Below are 17,918 nucleotides of genomic sequence, written 5' to 3'. Positions count from 1 at the left end.
TATCAATAACCCGCACTCAAATCATCAATGCTGCGCGGATCAGAAGCGCCATACAACATGCCATCCGGTCCAATCATGATGCTCTGCGTACTGCCCATCGATGGCAGCACCTTCACATGCTGACCTTTGGCTTCCAGCAGACGCAGCGTATCCGGACTGAAGCCCTTCTCCACCCGCAGCTGATCCGGCAGCCACTGATGATGGAAGCGCGGCGCATTGGTGGCTTCCGCTACGTTCATCCCGTAATCAATGCTGTTAACCACCATCTGCAACACCGTGGTGATAATGCGGCTGCCGCCAGGACTACCGGTTACCAGCCAGGTTTTGCCTCCTTTGGCGACGATAGTCGGCGACATCGATGACAATGGACGTTTCGCTGGTTGCACCGCATTCGCTTCCCCACCGACCAGCCCGTAGACATTTGGCGTGCCTGGCTTGGCTGAGAAGTCATCCATCTCGTTATTCATCAGGATGCCGCTGTTGCCCGCCACAATCCCGCTGCCGAAATAGGTGTTAAGCGTGTAGGTCACCGCGACCGCATTGCCCTGCTTATCCACCACCGAGAAATGAGTCGTCTGATTACTTTCATAAGGTTCGAGCTTGCCCGGTTTGATCTCGCTGGAAGGCCGCGCCTTCGCCACATCGATCTGCTGCGCCAGCGTTTTGGCATACGCTTTACTGGTCAGTGCCTGCCACGGCACCTTCACGAAATCGGGATCGCCGAGATATTCCGAGCGGTCTGCATAGGCATATTTTTCAGCTTCAGCCATCACCTGCATGGCGTCAGCGCTGCCAAAGCCCATTTTCGCCAGATCGAAGTTCTCCAGGATATTCAGGATCTGCACGATATGAATGCCACCGGATGACGGAGGCGGCATTGAGAAGACTTCATAGCCGCGATAGGTGCCGCTGACAGGCGTTCGCTCGACCGCCCGGTAGGCCGCCAGGTCAGCTTTGTTGATCAGGCCGCCGTGTTGTGCCATCTCTCCGGCGATTTCATCCGCGATTTCGCCTTTGTAAAAGGCATCCGGTCCCTGACGGGCAATCAGTTGCAGGCTGTGAGCCAGGTTCTTCTGCATCAGCCGATCGCCCTTCTGCCAGGGCGTGCCGTCCGGTTTGTAGAAAATCGCTTTGCTGTTGGGATGGGTGATTAGCACTTCTTTGCCGTAGGTTTTCAGGTCATCCGCCAATGCGTCATTGACCGGAATACCGTCACGCGCCAGTTTTATCGCTGGTGCCAGCAGGGTGCTCAGCGGCAGGGTGCCATATTTTTGCGCGGCCAGCGCCAGTCCGGCGACGGTACCCGGCGTACCGGAGGCGAGATGCGATGTCAGCGACAGCTTACTGTCGGCGTTGCCCTGCTTATCCAGGAACATGTCACGCGACGCGTGCCCCGGTGCCATTTCACGGAAATCGATAGCGGTAGCGCGGCCCGACGCTGTGCGCAGCAGCATAAAGCCACCACCGCCCAGGTTGCCCGCCTGCGGATGGGTCACGGCCAGCGCAAAGCCCACGGCGACCGCAGCATCCACCGCATTACCGCCCTGACGCAGGATCTCCACGCCGACCTGGGTTGCCATCGCATCCACCGACGCCACCATGCCATGCTGCGCTTTTATCGGGTGAAAAGTATCACTGTCCACGCCGTAGGAGACCGGCGGAGCCTGTACAGGAGCAGCGTTAGCACCCGCCACTACGGTGAAACTCATCACCAGCGACCAGCTAAGCTGACGCACTTTTTGCTGCATTTTCATCCTGCCACCATCCCGTATTGTTATTTACATTTTTTTATCATTTCTGCAAGTATCTACAAATACAGCAAAATAACCGGGGTTAAGTCAAATCAGGAATACATCTGAAAGTAAGGTCTGTGATATCGGGTAAACTTATGGATGCGACCCTGAGATCGGTGTGCGCCGTTGTGCACCCAAAACCCTGTCGCGTTAAGGAAGGAGGAGTGATGAAAAAGTGGATGATTGTTTTAGCCGCCCTGCTGCCTTTCGCCAGCCAGGCGAACACGCTGAACAGTACCAATGATCCGAATAAACCGGGCTATAACCCGAGTCAGCAGCGGATGCAGTCGCAGATGCAGACCCAGCAACAGCAGCAACAGCTGAAGCTGCGCCAGGATCAGCAACGTCAGACGCAGGACATGCAGCGTAAAATGCAGGAACAGCGAAACAGTGCCCAGCAGCGAGTCATTACCACACAGCCGGGCCAGCAGAACCAGAATCAGAATCAAAACTAACTAAAATCGGGGCCAATGATGTCGATGCTGTCGGTACAGATGGCATCGACGCCCCACTTCAGTAATTCCCGCGCCCGATCCGGGCTGTTCACGGTATAAACCAGAATCTTCAGTCCGACTCCTTTCAGTTCGGCGACACGCTCAGCGGTCAGCACCTTATGATTGAGATGGATCGACACGCACGCCAGCGCGGTCGTTTTTTCCCGCCACTCTGGATCCCAGCTGTGCGACAGCAGGCCACGCGGTAGCTGCGGCTCGACCTGCATCGCCGCTTCCAGCGCCTCAAAAGAGAACGAAGAGAGCAACGGTGCTGTCTGACCCTGCCACAGGATCGCGGCAGCCTGGGCCACGGCGCGTCCGGTTTCGGCGTCACTGCCGGTGGTCGGTTTTATTTCGATGTTCGCCATCATCTGATGCTGGCGGCAGCGGGCCGCGACTTCATCCAGCCGCGCCAGCTTCTCGCCGGTAAACGCGTTGCCAAACCAGCTGCCCGCATCGAGCTGCGATAGCTTCTCCCACGGCAGCTGACCCGCCACGCCCCAGCCGTTGCTGGTGCGATCCAGCGTGTCGTCATGCAGCAGGAAGATCTGCGCATCCGCCGATAACTTGGCATCAAACTCAATCATCTGATGACCATATTTCGCGCCGGTGTCGATCGCTGCCAGCGTATTTTCCGGTGCCAGTTTACCGCCGCCGCGATGGGCGACGATGCGGGGATAGGGCCAGTGTTGTGTGCTCATTCCAGACGCTTTCCATGGGTTGAATCGAAGAAGTGTAACGCATCTGACGGCAGATGCAGCCACAGCGTACTACCGGGCTGTGGGCGTTCGCTATGGGCTAAGCGTACCACCAGTGGCGTGTCACCGATGCGACCATGTGCCAGATTATCGGCGCCCAGCATCTCCAGCGTATCGACTCGTAGCGGCACGCCGCCCTGCTCGCGGCTACTGAGCTGGATATGCTCTGGCCGGATACCCAGCACCACCGGCCGGTTAGCCCATTTCGCTTTTGTGTCGCTGAGCGGCAATGCGTGCGAAGCGTCAAGGTTGAAGCGTGAGCCATCACTGCTGAACTGCCCTTTCAGCAGGTTCATGGCGGGCGCGCCGATAAACGAGGCAACAAACTTGCTGGCAGGACGTTCATACACTTCGACCGGCGTGCCGAGCTGCTCAACCACCCCTTTGTTCATCACCATCACCCGCTGCGCCAGTGTCATCGCCTCGACCTGATCGTGAGTCACATAGAGGCTGGTGGTCTGTAAGCGGCGATGCAGTTGCTGCAACTCCAGCCGCATCTGCACCCGCAGGCGGGCATCAAGATTCGACAACGGTTCATCGAACAGAAACACCGCCGGTTCACGCACGATCGCGCGGCCCATCGCCACACGCTGGCGCTGTCCGCCCGAGAGTTCGCGAGGCCGACGCATCAGCAGATGATCCAGCTCCAGGCTGCGCGCCGCGTCGAGCACCCGCTGGCGGATCTGCTCTTTGCCCATCCCGCGGATTTTCAGGCCATAGGCCATGTTCTCCTCCACCGACATGTGAGGATAGAGCGCGTAATTCTGGAACACCATCGCAATGCCGCGATCTTTCGGCTCTTCCTGGGTGACGCGACGGTTGTCGATATAGATATCGCCGGAGGTGACGCGCTCCAGTCCGGCCACCATGCGCAGCAGAGTCGATTTCCCGCAGCCAGATGGCCCGACCATCACCATAAACTCGCCGTCATTGATGGTGACATTCAGAGGCTGAATGATCTGATTTTTGCCATCGTAGGACTTGGTTACTGCCTGAAGGGTTACGCCTGCCATCTTATTTCTCACTCTCAACCAGACCGCGCACAAAGGCACGCTGCATGACTAATACCACCACCAGCGGTGGGATCAGGGTTAATAACATTGCCGCCATCACTTCGTTCCACTGGGTCGGCGAGCCGCTGGTGGAGATCATGCTTTTGATCCCCGCAACCGCCGTGCCGAGACTGGCGTCATTGATGATCAGCAGCGGCCAGAGATACTGGTTCCAGCCGTAGATAAAGGTGATGACAAACAGCGCCGCCAGATTGGTTTTAGACAGCGGCAGAACAATGTCGATGAAGAAGCGCATCGCGCTTGCCCCGTCGATGCGCGCCGCTTCCACCAACTCATCCGGCAGCGACATAAAGAACTGGCGGAACAGGAAGGTGGCGGTCGCCGACGCCATCAACGGCAAGGTTAATCCGCTGTAGCTGTCGAGCAGATGAAGGTCGGCAATCACCTGCACCGTGGGGAAGATACGCACCTCAACCGGCAGCATCAGAGTGATGAAGATCAGCCAGAAAAAGAGCGTGCGTAGCGGAAAGCGAAACCAGACCAGCGCAAACGCCGACAACATCGACACCGTGATTTTGCCGACGGTGATGCCCAGCGCCATGATCATGCTGTTGAGGAGCATCAGGCCAAACGCCGGCCCGCTGCCGTTGACGCCGTGCGTCCAGATGCGCGAGATGTTCTCCCACAGGTGCGTACCGGGCACCAGCGTCATCGGCACCTGATAGACCGCCTCGTTATCCAGCGTCGCCGCCACAAAGGCGACATAGAGCGGAAACAGAATAGTGAGCACGCCCAGCACCAGCACGATGTGGCTGAAGATATCCAGTCCGCGTCGATTCTCAATCATTGGTATTGCACCTTACGTTCAACAAAGCGGAACTGGAGCACCGTCAGCCCAATGACCAGCAGCATCAGCACCACCGACTGCGCCGCGGACGAGGAGAGATCCAGCCCGGTAAAGCCTTCGCGATAGATTTTGTAGATCAGCGTGGTGGTCGCCTGCACCGGCCCGCCGCCGGTCGCGGCATCGATCACCGGGAAGGTATCGAAGAAGGCGTAGATCAGGTTCACCACCAGCAGGAAGAAGCTGACCGGCGTAATCAGGGGCAGTGAGAGGTTGAAGAAGCGACGCACCGGTCCGGCACCGTCAATCGCGGCGGCTTCCACCAGCGATTTAGGGATAGATTGCAGTGCGGCGAAGAAGAACAGGAAGTTGTAGCTCATCTGCTGCCAGATCGAGGCCAGCACCACCAGGAACATCGCCTGACCGCTGTTTTGCGCGTAGTTCCAGTTGTAGCCGATGTGGTTCAGCAGATAGCTGAACAGGCCAAGGCCTGGATTAAACAGGAACATCCACAGCACCGCGGCCACCACGGGCGCAACGGCGTAGGGCAGCAGCAGCAGGGTCTGATAGAGGCGGCGCAGTCGTACCACATAATCCACCAGCGCTGCCAGCAGCAGCGAGAAGACCATGCCGAACACCGTGACCATGCCGCTGAATTTGATGGTGGCCCAGAACGAATCCAGATAGTAAGGATCGGCAAACAGCCGTCTGAAGTTTTCCAGCCCGACAAAGCTGCTGGAGATGCCAAAAGGATCGAGGCTTTGCAACGAGTACCACAGCGCTTCACCGGCAGGCCAGAGAAAGAAGATAGCGGTAATCAGCAGTTGCGGCAGCACCAGAAGATAGGGCAACAGGCTGGTGCGAAAGACCGGACGAGATGAAGACATTGCGTACCTGACGTCAGAAAAGAGGGGCCAGCCAGGCTGGCCCGCATGGAGAGATTACTTTACCTGCTGCTGGAAGCGGCGCAGCAGCTCGTTGCCGCGTTTCACTGCGTTATCCATCGCGTTTTGCGGTGACTGTTTGCCGGTCCAGACGCTTTCCAGCTCTTCGTCGATCACGGTACGAATCTGCGGCATGTTGCCCAGACGCATCCCTTTGGTGAACGGCAATGGCGGCTTGTTCATCATCTGGCGGGTGGCAATATCCGCACCCGGATTCTTATCGTAGAAGCCCTGCTGTTTCGTCAGCTCGTAGGCGGCGGTAGTAATCGGCAGATAGCCGGTTTTCTGGTGCCATTCCGCAGCGATTTCCGGTTTAGCCAGGAACTGCATGAACTCAGCTACGCCTTTGTAGGTTGCCGCATCTTTGCCTTTCATCACCCACAGGCTGGCACCGCCGATCAGGGCGTTCTGCGGCGCATTCGGCACGGTATCGTCATACGGCATCATGCCAACGCCGAAGTTGAATTTGGCGTAATGACGGATATCAGCCAGCGAACCGGATGAGGCGGTAGTGATACCGCAGTCGCCGTTGTAGAACTTGGCGGTGGATTCATCTTTGCGGCCAAAGTAGGTGAAGTCCCCTTTCTTGTTCATCGCTTCCAGCTGTTCGATATGACGAACCAGTACCGGTTTGTTGAACTCCAGCACCGCATCGAGTCCGTCAAATCCGTTGTTTTCAGTCGCTACCGGCAGAGCATGCCAGGCGCTGAAGTTTTCAATCTGGATCCAGCCCTGCCAGCCGCTGGCGTAGCCACAGCTCATGCCCGATTTACGCAGTGCGGCGGCATCCGTCGCCAGCGCCTGCCAGGTTTTAGGCGGCTGGTCCGGGTTCAGGCCCGCTTTTTTAAAGGCGTCTTTGTTGTAGTAGAGCACCGGCGTCGAGCTGTTGAACGGCTGAGAGATCAGCTGACCTTTGCTATCGCTGTAGTAGCCCGCCACCGTTGGCACGAACTGTTTTTCATCGAAAGGAATTCCGGCATCTTTGAAGACCTGATGCACCGGCACAATCGCTTTTGAGGCCATCATGGTCGCCGTACCGACTTCATAGACCTGCAACACCGCAGGCGCTTTGCCGCTGCGCACAGCCGCAATTCCTGCTGCCAGGCTCTGCTCGTAGTTACCTTTGTAGGTCGGAACAATTTTGTAATCGGGATGCGTCTCGTTAAAACGCTGTGCCAGCGAATCCACTTCTTTGCCTAACTCGCCTTCCATAGAGTGCCAGAAAGGGATCTCAGTAGCGGCCATGGCATGGCTGCTGAGCGTCAGACCGAGCAGCGCGCTCATCAGGCTACGACGAAAGGTAACGACGGACATAGAATTTTCCTGTGCAGGTAAATACGCGTGAAATCACGGATTTCTGGTTCGCGAAGTAACATGACACGGGGAAATGACAGATTAATAACAACCAGATGACAGCCGGATGACAGGCTAAAGCGAGGAAAAGAGGACGCTGGCAGCGCGGCGGCAAAGTACCACCACCGCCAGGTTTTGGTTACATAATTTGCAAAGTGGTTGGGAAGTGAAAACATGTGATGCTGGTTTTCACTTCACCAGACTCAAAGGCTAATGGCGGCTCCACCATCATCGATATTCAAGGCCGTCGGCGTCGCAGGCAGTTCGGCGCCGGCCAGCGCACAGCATCCAGAGCGTACTGAAGTACGTGAGGAATTCGAGCACTGCCCGGTGTCGAAATGGCCAGTAAGCCAGGCCGTGCCCCATCAGGCACCTAAGTACGCGCTGCGGACGGCTTCGTTGGAGAGTAGCGCTGCACCTGTGTCTTCGAGCACCACATGCCCGTTCTCCAGCACATAGCCCCGATCCGCCAGTTTCAGTGCCTGATTCGCATTCTGCTCCACCAGGAAAATCGTCATCCCCTCGCTGCGCAGCTGCTCAATGGTGTCGAAGATCTGCTGAATAATGATCGGTGCCAGCCCCAGCGACGGCTCATCCAGCAGCAGCAGGCGCGGCTGGCTCATCAGCGCACGGCCAATCGCCAGCATCTGCTGTTCGCCGCCTGACATTGTCCCGGCGCGCTGGATTTTGCGCTCTTCCAGACGTGGGAAGAGTTCATACACGCGCTTAATCCGTGTCAGATAGTCCGGACGGCTGGCAAAAAAGCCGCCCATCGCCAGGTTCTCTTCCACCGTCATGCGCGAAAACACCCGCCGTCCCTCTGGCACGATGGCAATCGCTTCACGCATGATGCGCGCCGTTTGCCAGTCGGTGATGGCTTTACCATCAAAGGTAATCGTGCCCTGGGTCGCGCGCGGCTCACCGCAGAGCGTACCCAGCAGCGTGGTTTTTCCGGCTCCGTTAGCGCCAATCAGGGTGACGATTTCGCCCTGATTGATATAGAGGCTGACGTTGTGCAGCGCCTGAATTTTGCCGTAATGGGCGCTAACGTTCTCAATGGTTAACATCGCATTTGCCATCTCAGGCCTCTCCTAAATAGGCACGAATGACATCCGGGTTATTACGAATCTCCTCCGGCGTTCCGTTAGCCAGCGGCGTTCCCTGATTAACCACGTAAATACGGTCAGAAATGCCCATTACCAGCTTCATATCATGTTCAATCAGCAGCACCGACACCTTGTGTTCGCCACGCAGCTCTGCAATCAACGCGTCCAGCTCGTGGGTTTCTTTAGGGTTAAGGCCCGCCGCCGGTTCATCCAGCATCAGGATCTCCGGGCGTGTCACCATGCAGCGCGCAATCTCCAGCCGACGCTGCTGACCATAGGCCAGATTGCCCGCCTGACGGTTAGCAAGATCCAGCAGACCGACCCGCTCCAGCCAGGTCGCCGCACGGTCCAGCGCCTCACTCTCACTGCGGCGAAACGCCGGAGTCTTCAGCAGGCCGGAAAACACGCCGCTTTTCAGATGCTGATGTTGCGCGACCAGCAGGTTCTCAATCACCGTCATCTCACGGAACAGACGTACATGCTGGAAAGTGCGTACGATGCCCATCCGCGCAATCTTATGGCCCGGCAATCCTTCCAGATGCTGCTCACGCAATGTGATCGTGCCGCCAGTCGGCTTGTAAAAGCCGGTCAGGCAGTTGAACACGGTGGTTTTACCGGCACCGTTGGGGCCAATCAGTGAAACGATCTCCTGCGGACGCAGCTCCAGCGCCACATTGTTCACGGCTAACAGACCGCCGAAGCGCATCATCAGGCCTTCAACGGCTAATAAAGGCTGAATCATGCCTGCTCTCCTTTTTTAGCGGCTCTGAGCTTCAGATGCGGACGCTTCATCGGCAACAATCCCTGCGGACGCCAGATCATCATCAGCACCATCAGGCCACCCAGCACCAGCATGCTGTATTCATTAAGATCACGCATCAGCTCGCGTGATACCACCAGCAGAATGGCGGCCAGAATCACCGCAAACTGCGAGCCCATCCCGCCCAGAACCACAATCGCCAGCACAAAGGCAGATTCGACAAAGGTAAAGGATTCGGGGCTGACAAAGCCCTGACGCGCCGCGAACAGACTGCCGGCAAAGCCCGCAAACGCAGCACTGATGGTAAAGGCGGTCAGCTTGATGCGGGTCGGACTCAGGCCCAGTGAACGGCAGGCAATCTCATCTTCGCGCAGCGCTTCCCAGGCCCGCCCCAGCGGCATGCGGAGCAGCCGGTTAATCACGAACAGGGTCAGCACCACCAGCAGCAGCGCCACCAGGTAGAGGAAGATAATGCGGTCGCTGGGATCGTACTTCAGCCCAAAGAAATTATGGAAGGTATCCCAGCCGCCTTCACGCGGCGTACGGCCAAACTCCAGACCAAACAGTGTGGGTTTCGGGATCTGGCTGATGCCATTCGGGCCACCGGTCAGGGCGGTGTTGTTCAGCAGCAGAATACGCACGATTTCACCGAAGCCCAGCGTCACAATCGCCAGATAGTCACCGCGCAGTCGCAGCACCGGGAAGCCCAGCAGCAGACCAAACAGCGCAGCGACCATGCCGGAGAGCGGCAGGCACTGCCAGAAGCCGAGACCGTAATAGTGGTTCAGCAGCGCAAAGGTGTAGGCACCGATGGCGTAGAAGCCGCCATAACCCAGCACCAGCAGGCCAGAAAGGCCGACCACCACGTTTAAGCCCAGACCGAGCATCACGTAGATCAGCGTCATGGTAGCGATATCGACGGTGCCGCGTGACACCAGGAATGGCCAGGCAATCGCGGCGATAATCATCACCGTCATCACCAGCTTCTGCTTCGGCGTCGAGCCATCCAGGCCGGGTAACACCAGCGCCGGACCGGAGATTTTATTCAGGCCGCTTTGCCACACCGGACGCATAAGCTGGAACAGAAACACCACCGCACAGCCTGCGGCGATCCAGTTCCAGCGCACGCTATCGGCGTTCTGCACCACCAGATTAGTGCCATCCAGATTCAGACGTAGCCCCATAAAGAAGGTGGCGAGCACCAGCAGCATCACCGAGGAGATCAGAGCGTTGATAAAGGAAGACTTCATACTTTTTCGACCTCCGGGCGACCCAGAATCCCGGTGGGCATCACCAGCAGCACCACAATCAGCAGGGCAAACGAGACAACATCTTTATATTCCGTGCTGAGATACGCCGAGGTCAGCGCTTCAGCAATGCCCAGCACCAGGCCGCCAATCATTGCGCCCGGAATACTGCCAATCCCGCCCAGTACGGCGGCGGTGAAGGCTTTCATGCCCGCCATAAAGCCGATGAAGGGGTTGATCGAACCGTAGAACTGGCCCAGCAGCACGCCTGCGACTGCCGCCATCGCGGCACCGATCACAAAGGTCAGCGAGATCACGCGGTCGGTGTTAATCCCCAGCAGGCTGGCCATTTTCAGATCTTCAGCGCAGGCGCGACAGGCGCGGCCCATGCGGGAATAGCGGATAAAGGTCGTCAGCGCCAGCATCGCCAGGAACGTCACCACCCAGATCACAATCTGCATGGTAGAAATCGTGGCGGCAAAACCGTTGCTCTCGCCTACCGTCCACTGTCCGGTGATCAGGCTTGGCAGCGCCAGGTCGCGTGAACCCTGCGTCAGGCTGACGTAGTTTTGCAGGAATATCGACATGCCGATGGCGGAGATCAGCGCAATCAGGCGCTTGGACGAGCGCACAGGCCGGTAGGCGACGCGCTCAATGCTCCAGCCGTAGGCGCTGGAGATAATGACCGCCATCACAAAGCCAGCTGCAATCATCAGCCAGGTGGTGTCGATGCCCATCATCATCAGGGCGGCAATCACGATAAAGGAGACATAGCTACCGATCATGTATACCTCGCCATGGGCGAAGTTAATCATGCCGATAATGCCGTAAACCATGGTGTAACCGATGGCGATCAGCGCGTAGGTGCTTCCCAGGGTCACACCGTTAAACATCTGCTGAATAAAATAGAGGAACTGCTCGGACATACCTTGACCCTTACTTAACCGATCGCAGGCGATCGGGGTACAAAAAACGCCTGGCAGAGGAGCACCAGGCGTTCGTGTCGCTGATCAGAGGAAACCGGTTAACCGGCTTCCCGCTCACCACAAAACAGCCTGGTTTACTTCACTGCGGTCGAGGTGCCATCGGCATGCCATTTGAAGACGCCGAATTCAAAGCCCTTAAGATCGCCCTTCTCATCCCAGTTCAGGTTGCCCATCACGGTTGGCACAGCAGCGCCTTCCTTGAGGTTTTTCACGATAGCGTCCGGCTCAGCACTCTTGCTGCGCTCCATACCGGTTGCCAGTGACTGCAGTGCTGCATAGGTGGTCCAGACGAACGGTCCGGTCGGATCCAGTTTCTTCGCTTTCAGGGCTTCAACGATCGGTTTATTGGTTTCAACCTGGTCGTAGCGTTTCGGCAGGGTCACCAGCATGCCTTCAGAAGCCGCACCGGCAATGTTCGACAGAGAAGCGTTACCCACGCCTTCTGGTCCCATAAACTGGGTTTTCAGACCAGCAGCACGTGCCTGACGCACGATCTGGCCCATTTCCGGATAGTAACCGCCGAAATAGACGAAATCGACGTTCTCTTTCTTGAAGCGCGCGACCAGGGTAGAGAAGTCTTTGTCGCCTGCGGTAATCCCTTCAAACATCACGATATTGGCACCCTGCTTTTTCAGGCTCTCCTGCACGGAGCGCGCCAGGCCTTCACCATATTGCTGTTTGTCATGAACCACGGCGATGCGCTTGGGTTTAAGCTCGCTCATCACATATTTCGCGGCGGTCGGCCCCTGGTCGGAGTCGAGACCGGTGGTGCGCATAATCAGCTTATAGCCACGGGCAGTCAGGTCAGGTGCGGTCGCGGCCGGGGTGATCATCAGTACGCCTTCATCTTCATAGATGTCAGACGCGGGCTGGGTGGAGGAAGAGCAGAGGTGGCCGATAACGTAATGGATGCCGTCGTTAATCACCTTGTTCGCTACCGCAACCGCCTGTTTCGGGTCGCAGGCGTCATCATATTTCACCGCAACCAGCTTATTACCGTTAACGCCGCCTTTGGCATTGATGTCTTCAATCGCCTGCGTTGCACCCGCGAACTCCATGTCACCGTACTGTGCCACCGGACCCGACATTGCGCCGACAATCGCCACTTTGATATCTTCAGCCAGCGCCGCTTGGCTCATCGCCAGTGCTACACATCCCGCCAGTAATGCGCGACCTTTCATTTTCATCCTGACTACCCCATTTGTTTTGTCGTGTATGTTGTGAGTGCTTGCGTTGCCAGATAAAGCCGAAAACTGATTAATCATGAAGGAGTTAGCGTACTTTTCTGGCATTTTTTAGTAATAAGGCTTTATTTTTCAGGTTATTAAACAGGAAGTTTCTTCTGTAAATCAACTGACATATTCAGAATTGACTGAGTGAAACAGCATAATACACTGGAGGCAACGGCCGGTTTTTCATCACTTTGCCAGCGCGTTATGCTGGATTGATCGCCAGCTAACCCTGTTTACAACTATCATCCTGGCATCCAGGCCACCTTTTGACCTGTTTTATTGATGAAAATGTGGTAGCACTCTGGTTGTATATTTTCGCTGCACTTTCCCCTATTACAGAGGTTTTTGTTATGAAGCTCACTATTCAGCGTTTAACCACGCTGACCGCGCAGGACCGCATCGATCTTGGCAAAGTCTGGCCGGATCTGGAGATTGAAAAACTGGAACAGAATCTGAGTGAGCGACATCGTCTCTACGCCGCGCGCTTTAACGATCGGCTGCTGGCGGGTTTGCAGCTGGAAATCTCGGGGATGCATGGCAAGATTCACCGGCTGACGGTGCGCGATGTCACCCGGCGACGCGGAGTGGGACAATATTTACTGGAGGAGACGATCAGGCAGAACGGATCGATATCGGACTGGTGGATTGCCGATGATGGCAGTGACGATCAGCAGGTGCGGGCAGCGTTTATGCAGGCGTGTGGCTTCAGGGCACAGAGTGATGGCTGGATACGGGCGGTAGAATAGGCAAACGCAGAAAACAAAAAGGGCGACATCATCTGTCGCCCCTTGAGGTGTTGAAGTGCGTTACGCTTCGATCGCCATACGCAGTTTCTTCATGGCGTTCTTTTCCAGCTGCCGGACACGTTCGGCTGATACGCCGTACTGATCGGCCAGCTCCTGCAGCGTGGTTTTATTGTCTTCATCCAGCCAGCGGGCGCGAATGATGTGCTGACTACGCTCATCCAGACCTTCCATCGCATAGCTCAGCTTGTCAGCGGCGTGCGCGTCCCAGTTATCCTCTTCAATGCCATCAGCAAAGTCAGAGGTTTTATCCTGAAGATAAAGCACTGGCGCCATCGAACGGCCTTCACTGCTCTCGTCGTCGGCAGACATATCAAAGGTCATGTCCTGCGCGGCCATACGCGATTCCATTTCACGCACATCTTTGCTGCTTACGCCCAGCTCACGCGCAACCATCTCGACTTCGTCCTGATTGAACCAGCCCAGACGCTGCTTGGTTTTACGCAGGTTAAAGAACAGCTTACGCTGTGCTTTAGTGGTCGCGACTTTCACGATACGCCAGTTACGCAGCACGTATTCGTGAATCTCCGCTTTAATCCAGTGCACGGCAAACGAAACCAGACGCACGCCCACTTCAGGGTTGAAGCGACGCACCGCTTTCATCAGGCCGATGTTGCCTTCCTGGACCAGGTCAGCCTGTGGCAGACCGTAGCCGGAGTAATTACGAGCGATATGAACTACAAAGCGTAGGTGAGACAGGATCAGCGTCTTTGCTGCTTCCAGATCGCCCTGGTAATGCAGCCGTTCAGCCAACGCTTTTTCCTCTTCAGCCGAGAGCATCGGCCAGGTATTCGCAGCCCGGACGTAAGACTCCAGGTTGCCAAGAGGAGCAATAGCTAAAGTTTGCATTTCTTTGGTCATTCAAACCCTCACAAATTTAGTGGAATTGCCGCACATTTCCCTGCGCAGACGATACATTAAGTCAACGTCGCGCGAAATCCGAAAGCAATCTGTGCTACTTAGAGTGATAAAGTTATCCACAAGTTCAATTGTAGCAGTGAATATTTTACACACAGATGACGGGAAGGGAAGAGGGGAAAATATCCTCTGCTCCCACCATCGGTAGCAGAGGACCATTATAACAAAAAAATGTTGCAGGCGTTTACTGCGGCGTAAATCGACGTAAATGTTGTACCGTTGCCAGCCATGCAGCCACCCAGCCGATGATTGCCGCAATCAGTAACAGCAGCAGCGCCTCATCCCACGAGAAGCCTTCCAGTGAGAAGGTGGTACCAAATACGGTCGCCACACTGGCGACAACGGATTGCAGACGCAGCACCAGCACTTCTGACAGCAGCAGTGACAGCACCGCCCCGCTGAAGCCCAGCAGCGCCCCGCCATAGAGGAAAGGACGCAGGATAAAGCCGTCAGTAGCGCCAATCAGCTTCTGCACGTTAATCGTGTCGCGTCGGGCAAAGATGCTGAGCCGGACGCTGTTACCGATCACCAGGAACACCGCCACAATCATCAGCACGCCAATCATTGAGGCGATCTGCCCCACCAGCCCAGTCAGCGCCGCCAGTCTTGCAAACCAGCTGTCATCCATCCGCACCTCATCCACGCCCTGCACTTTGCTCACCCGATCGCGCAGGCTTTGCATGGTGTCGGAGTTCTGGAAGTTAAGCTTAGGCGTGATGATGGCCACAGCAGGCAGCGGATTCTGCTCCAGCATATCCATTGCGCCGCCAAAGCCTGACCAGTTGCGGAACTCGTTCAGCGCCTCTTCCCGTGTCAGATAGTTGACGTTATCCACGCCTTCAACCTGCTTGAGCTGTGCCACGACGTTCTCTGCCGCCGTATCATCCAGCGTTTTGGAGAGATAAACGGTTAACTGCGGAGCCGGATACCACTGCGTGGCCGCCTGGCTGACGTTTTTCCACACCATGTAGCAGACGCTGGGCAGCGTCAGCGAGATGGCGATAACCATGACCGTCAACAGAGTAGCCAGCGGCTGACGCCACATATCAGAAAGCGTGCCGCGCAGCGCATAGCGCCACTGCTCCTGCCAGCCGCCCTTGAGCGCTTTACTCTTCGACTGCTGCTTCGCTTTCGGCGCAGCCGGACGTTTAATGCGTTTATTGACCATCGTGGCCTCCGTGCAGACGTCCCTGATTCAGCGTCATCATCCGGTAGTTGCGTCGGGCGATAAGACCGCTGTCATGCGTCGCCATCAGGACGGTGACGCCGACGCGGTTGAACTCTTCGAACAGGCGCAGAATGTCTTCTGACAGCGCGTCGTCAAGGTTACCGGTCGGTTCATCAGCCAGCAGCACGGCTGGCTTGTTCACCACCGCACGGGCGATGCCCACACGCTGCTGTTCACCGCCAGAAAGCTGAATCGGATAACTTTTCGCTTTGTCGAGCAGACCCACTTTATCCAGTGCCGCCGAGACGCGACGACGAATATCTTCGCCGCTGGCACCGGAGATAATCAGCGGGATCGCCACATTTTCATAAACCGAACGATCCATCAGCAGGTGGTGATCCTGGAAGATCATGCCGATCTGACGACGCAGGAAAGGCACCTCGCTATTTCGCAGGCGGGAAATGTCATGGCCGCTGAACCAGATTTTTCCGGCACTCGGGCGCTCAATGCCACAAATCAGCTTCAGCAAGGTACTTTTACCGGCACCGGAGTGTCCGGTCAGAAACGCCATTTCGCCAGGACGCAGACGGAAATCTACCCCCTGCAGCGCCTGACGTCCGCCGAGATATGCCTTACTGACCTCTTCAAAGCGAATCATCCTAATTAGTCCTCTCGGGCAAACAGTGCCTCAATAAAATCTTCCGCCTTAAACGGCCGTAAATCTTCAATGCCTTCACCAACGCCGATGTAGCGAATCGGAATACCGAACTGATCGGCCACCGAGAAGATTACGCCGCCTTTGGCGGTGCCATCCAGCTTGGTGAGCGCGATACCGGTCACACCAACAGCTTCGTTAAACAGTCGGGCCTGGCTGACCGCATTCTGTCCGGTGCTGGCATCCAGCGTCAGCATCACTTCGTGTGGCGCTGAATCATCCAGTTTTTTCATCACGCGGGTGATTTTTTTCAGCTCTTCCATCAGGTGCGATTTGTTCTGCAGACGGCCGGCAGTATCGGCAATCAGCACGTCAACGCCTCGCGATTTCGCTGCCTGAATGGCATCGAATATCACCGAAGCAGAATCTGCGCCGGTATGCTGAGCAATCACAGGAATATTATTACGCTGGCCCCACACCTGCAGCTGCTCAACCGCCGCTGCACGGAAGGTATCACCAGCCGCTAACATCACCGTTTTGCCTTCGGCCTGATACTGGCGCGCCAGCTTACCGATGGTGGTGGTTTTACCCACGCCATTGACGCCAACCATCAGGATGACAAACGGCGTTTTGCCTGAGACTTCCAGTGGCGCATCCACTTTTGCCAGAATCGAGGCCATTTCCGCTTTCAGCAGGCCGTAGAGCGCTTCCGCGTCACGCAACTGCTTGCGGTTTGCCTGCTGGGTAAGATGGGTAATGATGCGGCGCGTGGTATCCACGCCGACATCTGCAATCAACAGCTGCTCTTCCAGCTCATCAAACAGGTCATCATCAATTTTTTTGCCACGGAACAGGCTGATAAAACCGGAGCCGAGGTTCTGACGGGTTTTGACCAGGCTGCGCTTCAGGCGGGCAAAGAAGCCCTCTTTGCTGGGACGTTCCTGCTCCTGCACGATGAGTGGCGCGGCGGCCAGCGGAAGATCGCTGACGGTATCGGATAACGTATCAGCCGGTTCCGCGTCAGTGACTTCGGCTTCACCTAATGCCAGCGCGGTCAGCTCTTCTTCACTTAATGGCGCATCCGCTTCACTGTCCGGGATTTCAACGATCGGGGCGTCATCCAGCGCCAGCGCAGCCAGCTCTTCTTCGCTTAATGGCGCGTCTGCTTCACTGTCCGGGATTTCAACGATCGGGGCGTCGCCCAGCGCCAGCGCGGTCAGTTCTTCTTCGCTTAACGGCGCGTCTGCAGGAGCCTCGTCAGCGATCGGCGTGACCACGGCGTCGGCGTCGATAACCGGCATCGCGTCATGTTCAGGTGCGGAGACTTCCAGTAACGCTTCAGGATCGGCCTCAATTGGCTCAGCCTCATCGAGCACCGCGGGTGCTGATTCATGCGGCGCTGCCGCGGTGACTTCCGCCTCACGCTGCTGTCCGGCCACCGTTTCAGTGATGACGACAGTCTCTTCCGCTTGCGCTTCAGCCTGGCTTAATGCCGGGGCTTCCTGTTCTGTCTGCTGCTGTTCGGGTTCAGCGACCTCTTGTGTCTGCTCCTCCGCTACAGGTTGTTTCTCTTCCTCTTTGCCAAATCCCAGCCAGGAAAAAAAGCCACGTTTTTTCTCTTTTGCCATTGTGTGACGACACTCCTCGATGGCTTTGTCCCGGTCGCGCGTGGTTTCCAGGGGTAAATCAATGAAAGTCGGTCAGCGCCAGACCGGCGTAAACCGCAGAATAATGCATGACTTCAGCAACTCAGTAGTCTAACACTTTCCAGCCAGCTCACCACAGCACCCTTTTTTAACGTTTCTTCTCACCGATTCGCCCGTTAAACTACTCAACAAATTATG

Annotated in this window: 17 protein-coding genes; 2 read left to right on the top strand and 15 right to left on the bottom strand. The window is 56.5% G+C overall.

The features are described 5' to 3' along the window. Positions 1 to 2 precede the first annotated feature (2 nt). Positions 3 to 1,754 (bottom strand): gamma-glutamyltransferase, encoded by a 1,752-nt coding sequence (gene ggt, locus AC2LB6_RS05720; RefSeq protein ID WP_490092788.1) that lies wholly within the window; start codon positions 1,752 to 1,754, stop codon positions 3 to 5. Between the two features lie 206 nt (positions 1,755 to 1,960). Here ggt and AC2LB6_RS05715 point away from each other — a divergent pair, with 206 nt between their 5' ends. Next, positions 1,961 to 2,248, top strand: a complete 288-nt coding sequence (locus AC2LB6_RS05715; protein ID WP_490092787.1) for a DUF2756 domain-containing protein — start codon at positions 1,961 to 1,963, stop codon at positions 2,246 to 2,248. Here AC2LB6_RS05715 and ugpQ read toward each other — a convergent pair. The 10 genes from ugpQ to AC2LB6_RS05665 form a co-directional block, all read right to left on the bottom strand. Next, positions 2,245 to 2,988: a glycerophosphodiester phosphodiesterase gene (gene ugpQ / locus AC2LB6_RS05710; protein WP_490092786.1), complete on the bottom strand. Its 744-nt coding sequence runs from the start codon at positions 2,986 to 2,988 to the stop codon at positions 2,245 to 2,247. The genes AC2LB6_RS05715 and ugpQ overlap by 4 nt on opposite strands. Beyond that, positions 2,985 to 4,058, bottom strand: a complete 1,074-nt coding sequence (locus AC2LB6_RS05705; protein ID WP_490092785.1) for a sn-glycerol-3-phosphate import ATP-binding protein UgpC — start codon at positions 4,056 to 4,058, stop codon at positions 2,985 to 2,987. The genes ugpQ and AC2LB6_RS05705 overlap by 4 nt, the downstream gene beginning before the upstream one ends. Position 4,059: 1 nt before the next feature. Next, a complete protein-coding gene (gene ugpE / locus AC2LB6_RS05700; RefSeq protein WP_490092784.1) occupies positions 4,060 to 4,905 on the bottom strand; it encodes a sn-glycerol-3-phosphate ABC transporter permease UgpE in 846 nt (281 codons plus the stop codon). Next, the gene (ugpA, locus tag AC2LB6_RS05695) at positions 4,902 to 5,789 is read right to left on the bottom strand and encodes a sn-glycerol-3-phosphate ABC transporter permease UgpA (protein WP_490092783.1); all 888 of its coding nucleotides are present in this window, start codon (positions 5,787 to 5,789) and stop codon (positions 4,902 to 4,904) included. The genes ugpE and ugpA overlap by 4 nt, the downstream gene beginning before the upstream one ends. A 54-nt stretch (positions 5,790 to 5,843) precedes the next feature. Then, positions 5,844 to 7,160, bottom strand: coding sequence for a sn-glycerol-3-phosphate ABC transporter substrate-binding protein UgpB (gene ugpB / locus AC2LB6_RS05690; protein ID WP_490092782.1), 1,317 nt, complete (start codon positions 7,158 to 7,160; stop codon positions 5,844 to 5,846). A gap of 404 nt (positions 7,161 to 7,564) precedes the next feature. Then, complete coding sequence (gene livF, locus AC2LB6_RS05685) at positions 7,565 to 8,278, bottom strand: high-affinity branched-chain amino acid ABC transporter ATP-binding protein LivF (RefSeq protein WP_008926291.1); 714 nt, start codon at positions 8,276 to 8,278, stop codon at positions 7,565 to 7,567. Position 8,279: 1 nt separating this feature from the next. Further along, positions 8,280 to 9,047, bottom strand: coding sequence for a high-affinity branched-chain amino acid ABC transporter ATP-binding protein LivG (gene livG / locus AC2LB6_RS05680; protein ID WP_490092781.1), 768 nt, complete (start codon positions 9,045 to 9,047; stop codon positions 8,280 to 8,282). Further along, the gene (locus AC2LB6_RS05675; RefSeq protein WP_490092780.1) at positions 9,044 to 10,315 is read right to left on the bottom strand and encodes a high-affinity branched-chain amino acid ABC transporter permease LivM; all 1,272 of its coding nucleotides are present in this window, start codon (positions 10,313 to 10,315) and stop codon (positions 9,044 to 9,046) included. The genes livG and AC2LB6_RS05675 overlap by 4 nt, the downstream gene beginning before the upstream one ends. Continuing rightward, positions 10,312 to 11,238, bottom strand: coding sequence for a high-affinity branched-chain amino acid ABC transporter permease LivH (livH, locus tag AC2LB6_RS05670; protein ID WP_009087789.1), 927 nt, complete (start codon positions 11,236 to 11,238; stop codon positions 10,312 to 10,314). The genes AC2LB6_RS05675 and livH overlap by 4 nt, the downstream gene beginning before the upstream one ends. A gap of 134 nt (positions 11,239 to 11,372) precedes the next feature. Continuing rightward, a complete protein-coding gene (locus tag AC2LB6_RS05665) occupies positions 11,373 to 12,485 on the bottom strand; it encodes a branched-chain amino acid ABC transporter substrate-binding protein (protein WP_490092779.1) in 1,113 nt (370 codons plus the stop codon). Between the two features lie 395 nt (positions 12,486 to 12,880). On the opposite strand from AC2LB6_RS05665, the gene panM reads away from it, so the two are divergent. Beyond that, a complete protein-coding gene (panM, locus tag AC2LB6_RS05660; protein ID WP_490092778.1) occupies positions 12,881 to 13,276 on the top strand; it encodes an aspartate 1-decarboxylase autocleavage activator PanM in 396 nt (131 codons plus the stop codon). A gap of 60 nt (positions 13,277 to 13,336) precedes the next feature. On the opposite strand, the gene rpoH is transcribed toward panM, so the two are convergent. From rpoH to ftsY, 4 genes are all read right to left on the bottom strand, one after another. Next, entirely contained in the window at positions 13,337 to 14,194 is an 858-nt protein-coding gene (gene rpoH, locus AC2LB6_RS05655) for an RNA polymerase sigma factor RpoH (protein WP_003852201.1), read from the bottom strand. 241 nt (positions 14,195 to 14,435) lie between these two features. Beyond that, positions 14,436 to 15,419: a permease-like cell division protein FtsX gene (gene ftsX, locus AC2LB6_RS05650; protein WP_490092777.1), complete on the bottom strand. Its 984-nt coding sequence runs from the start codon at positions 15,417 to 15,419 to the stop codon at positions 14,436 to 14,438. Beyond that, the gene (gene ftsE, locus AC2LB6_RS05645; RefSeq protein ID WP_010253318.1) at positions 15,409 to 16,077 is read right to left on the bottom strand and encodes a cell division ATP-binding protein FtsE; all 669 of its coding nucleotides are present in this window, start codon (positions 16,075 to 16,077) and stop codon (positions 15,409 to 15,411) included. Before ftsE ends, ftsX begins: the two co-directional genes overlap by 11 nt. Positions 16,078 to 16,082: 5 nt before the next feature. Then, positions 16,083 to 17,702 carry a signal recognition particle-docking protein FtsY gene (ftsY, locus tag AC2LB6_RS05640; protein ID WP_490092776.1) on the bottom strand — a complete coding sequence of 540 codons (1,620 nt, stop codon included), beginning with the start codon at positions 17,700 to 17,702 and terminating at the stop codon, positions 16,083 to 16,085. Positions 17,703 to 17,918 lie beyond the last annotated feature (216 nt).

The organism is Pantoea sp. RCC30.1, from assembly GCF_058148845.1.
Note: the sequence above shows the minus strand (reverse complement) of the source record. Positions and strands in the feature narration are given on the sequence as shown.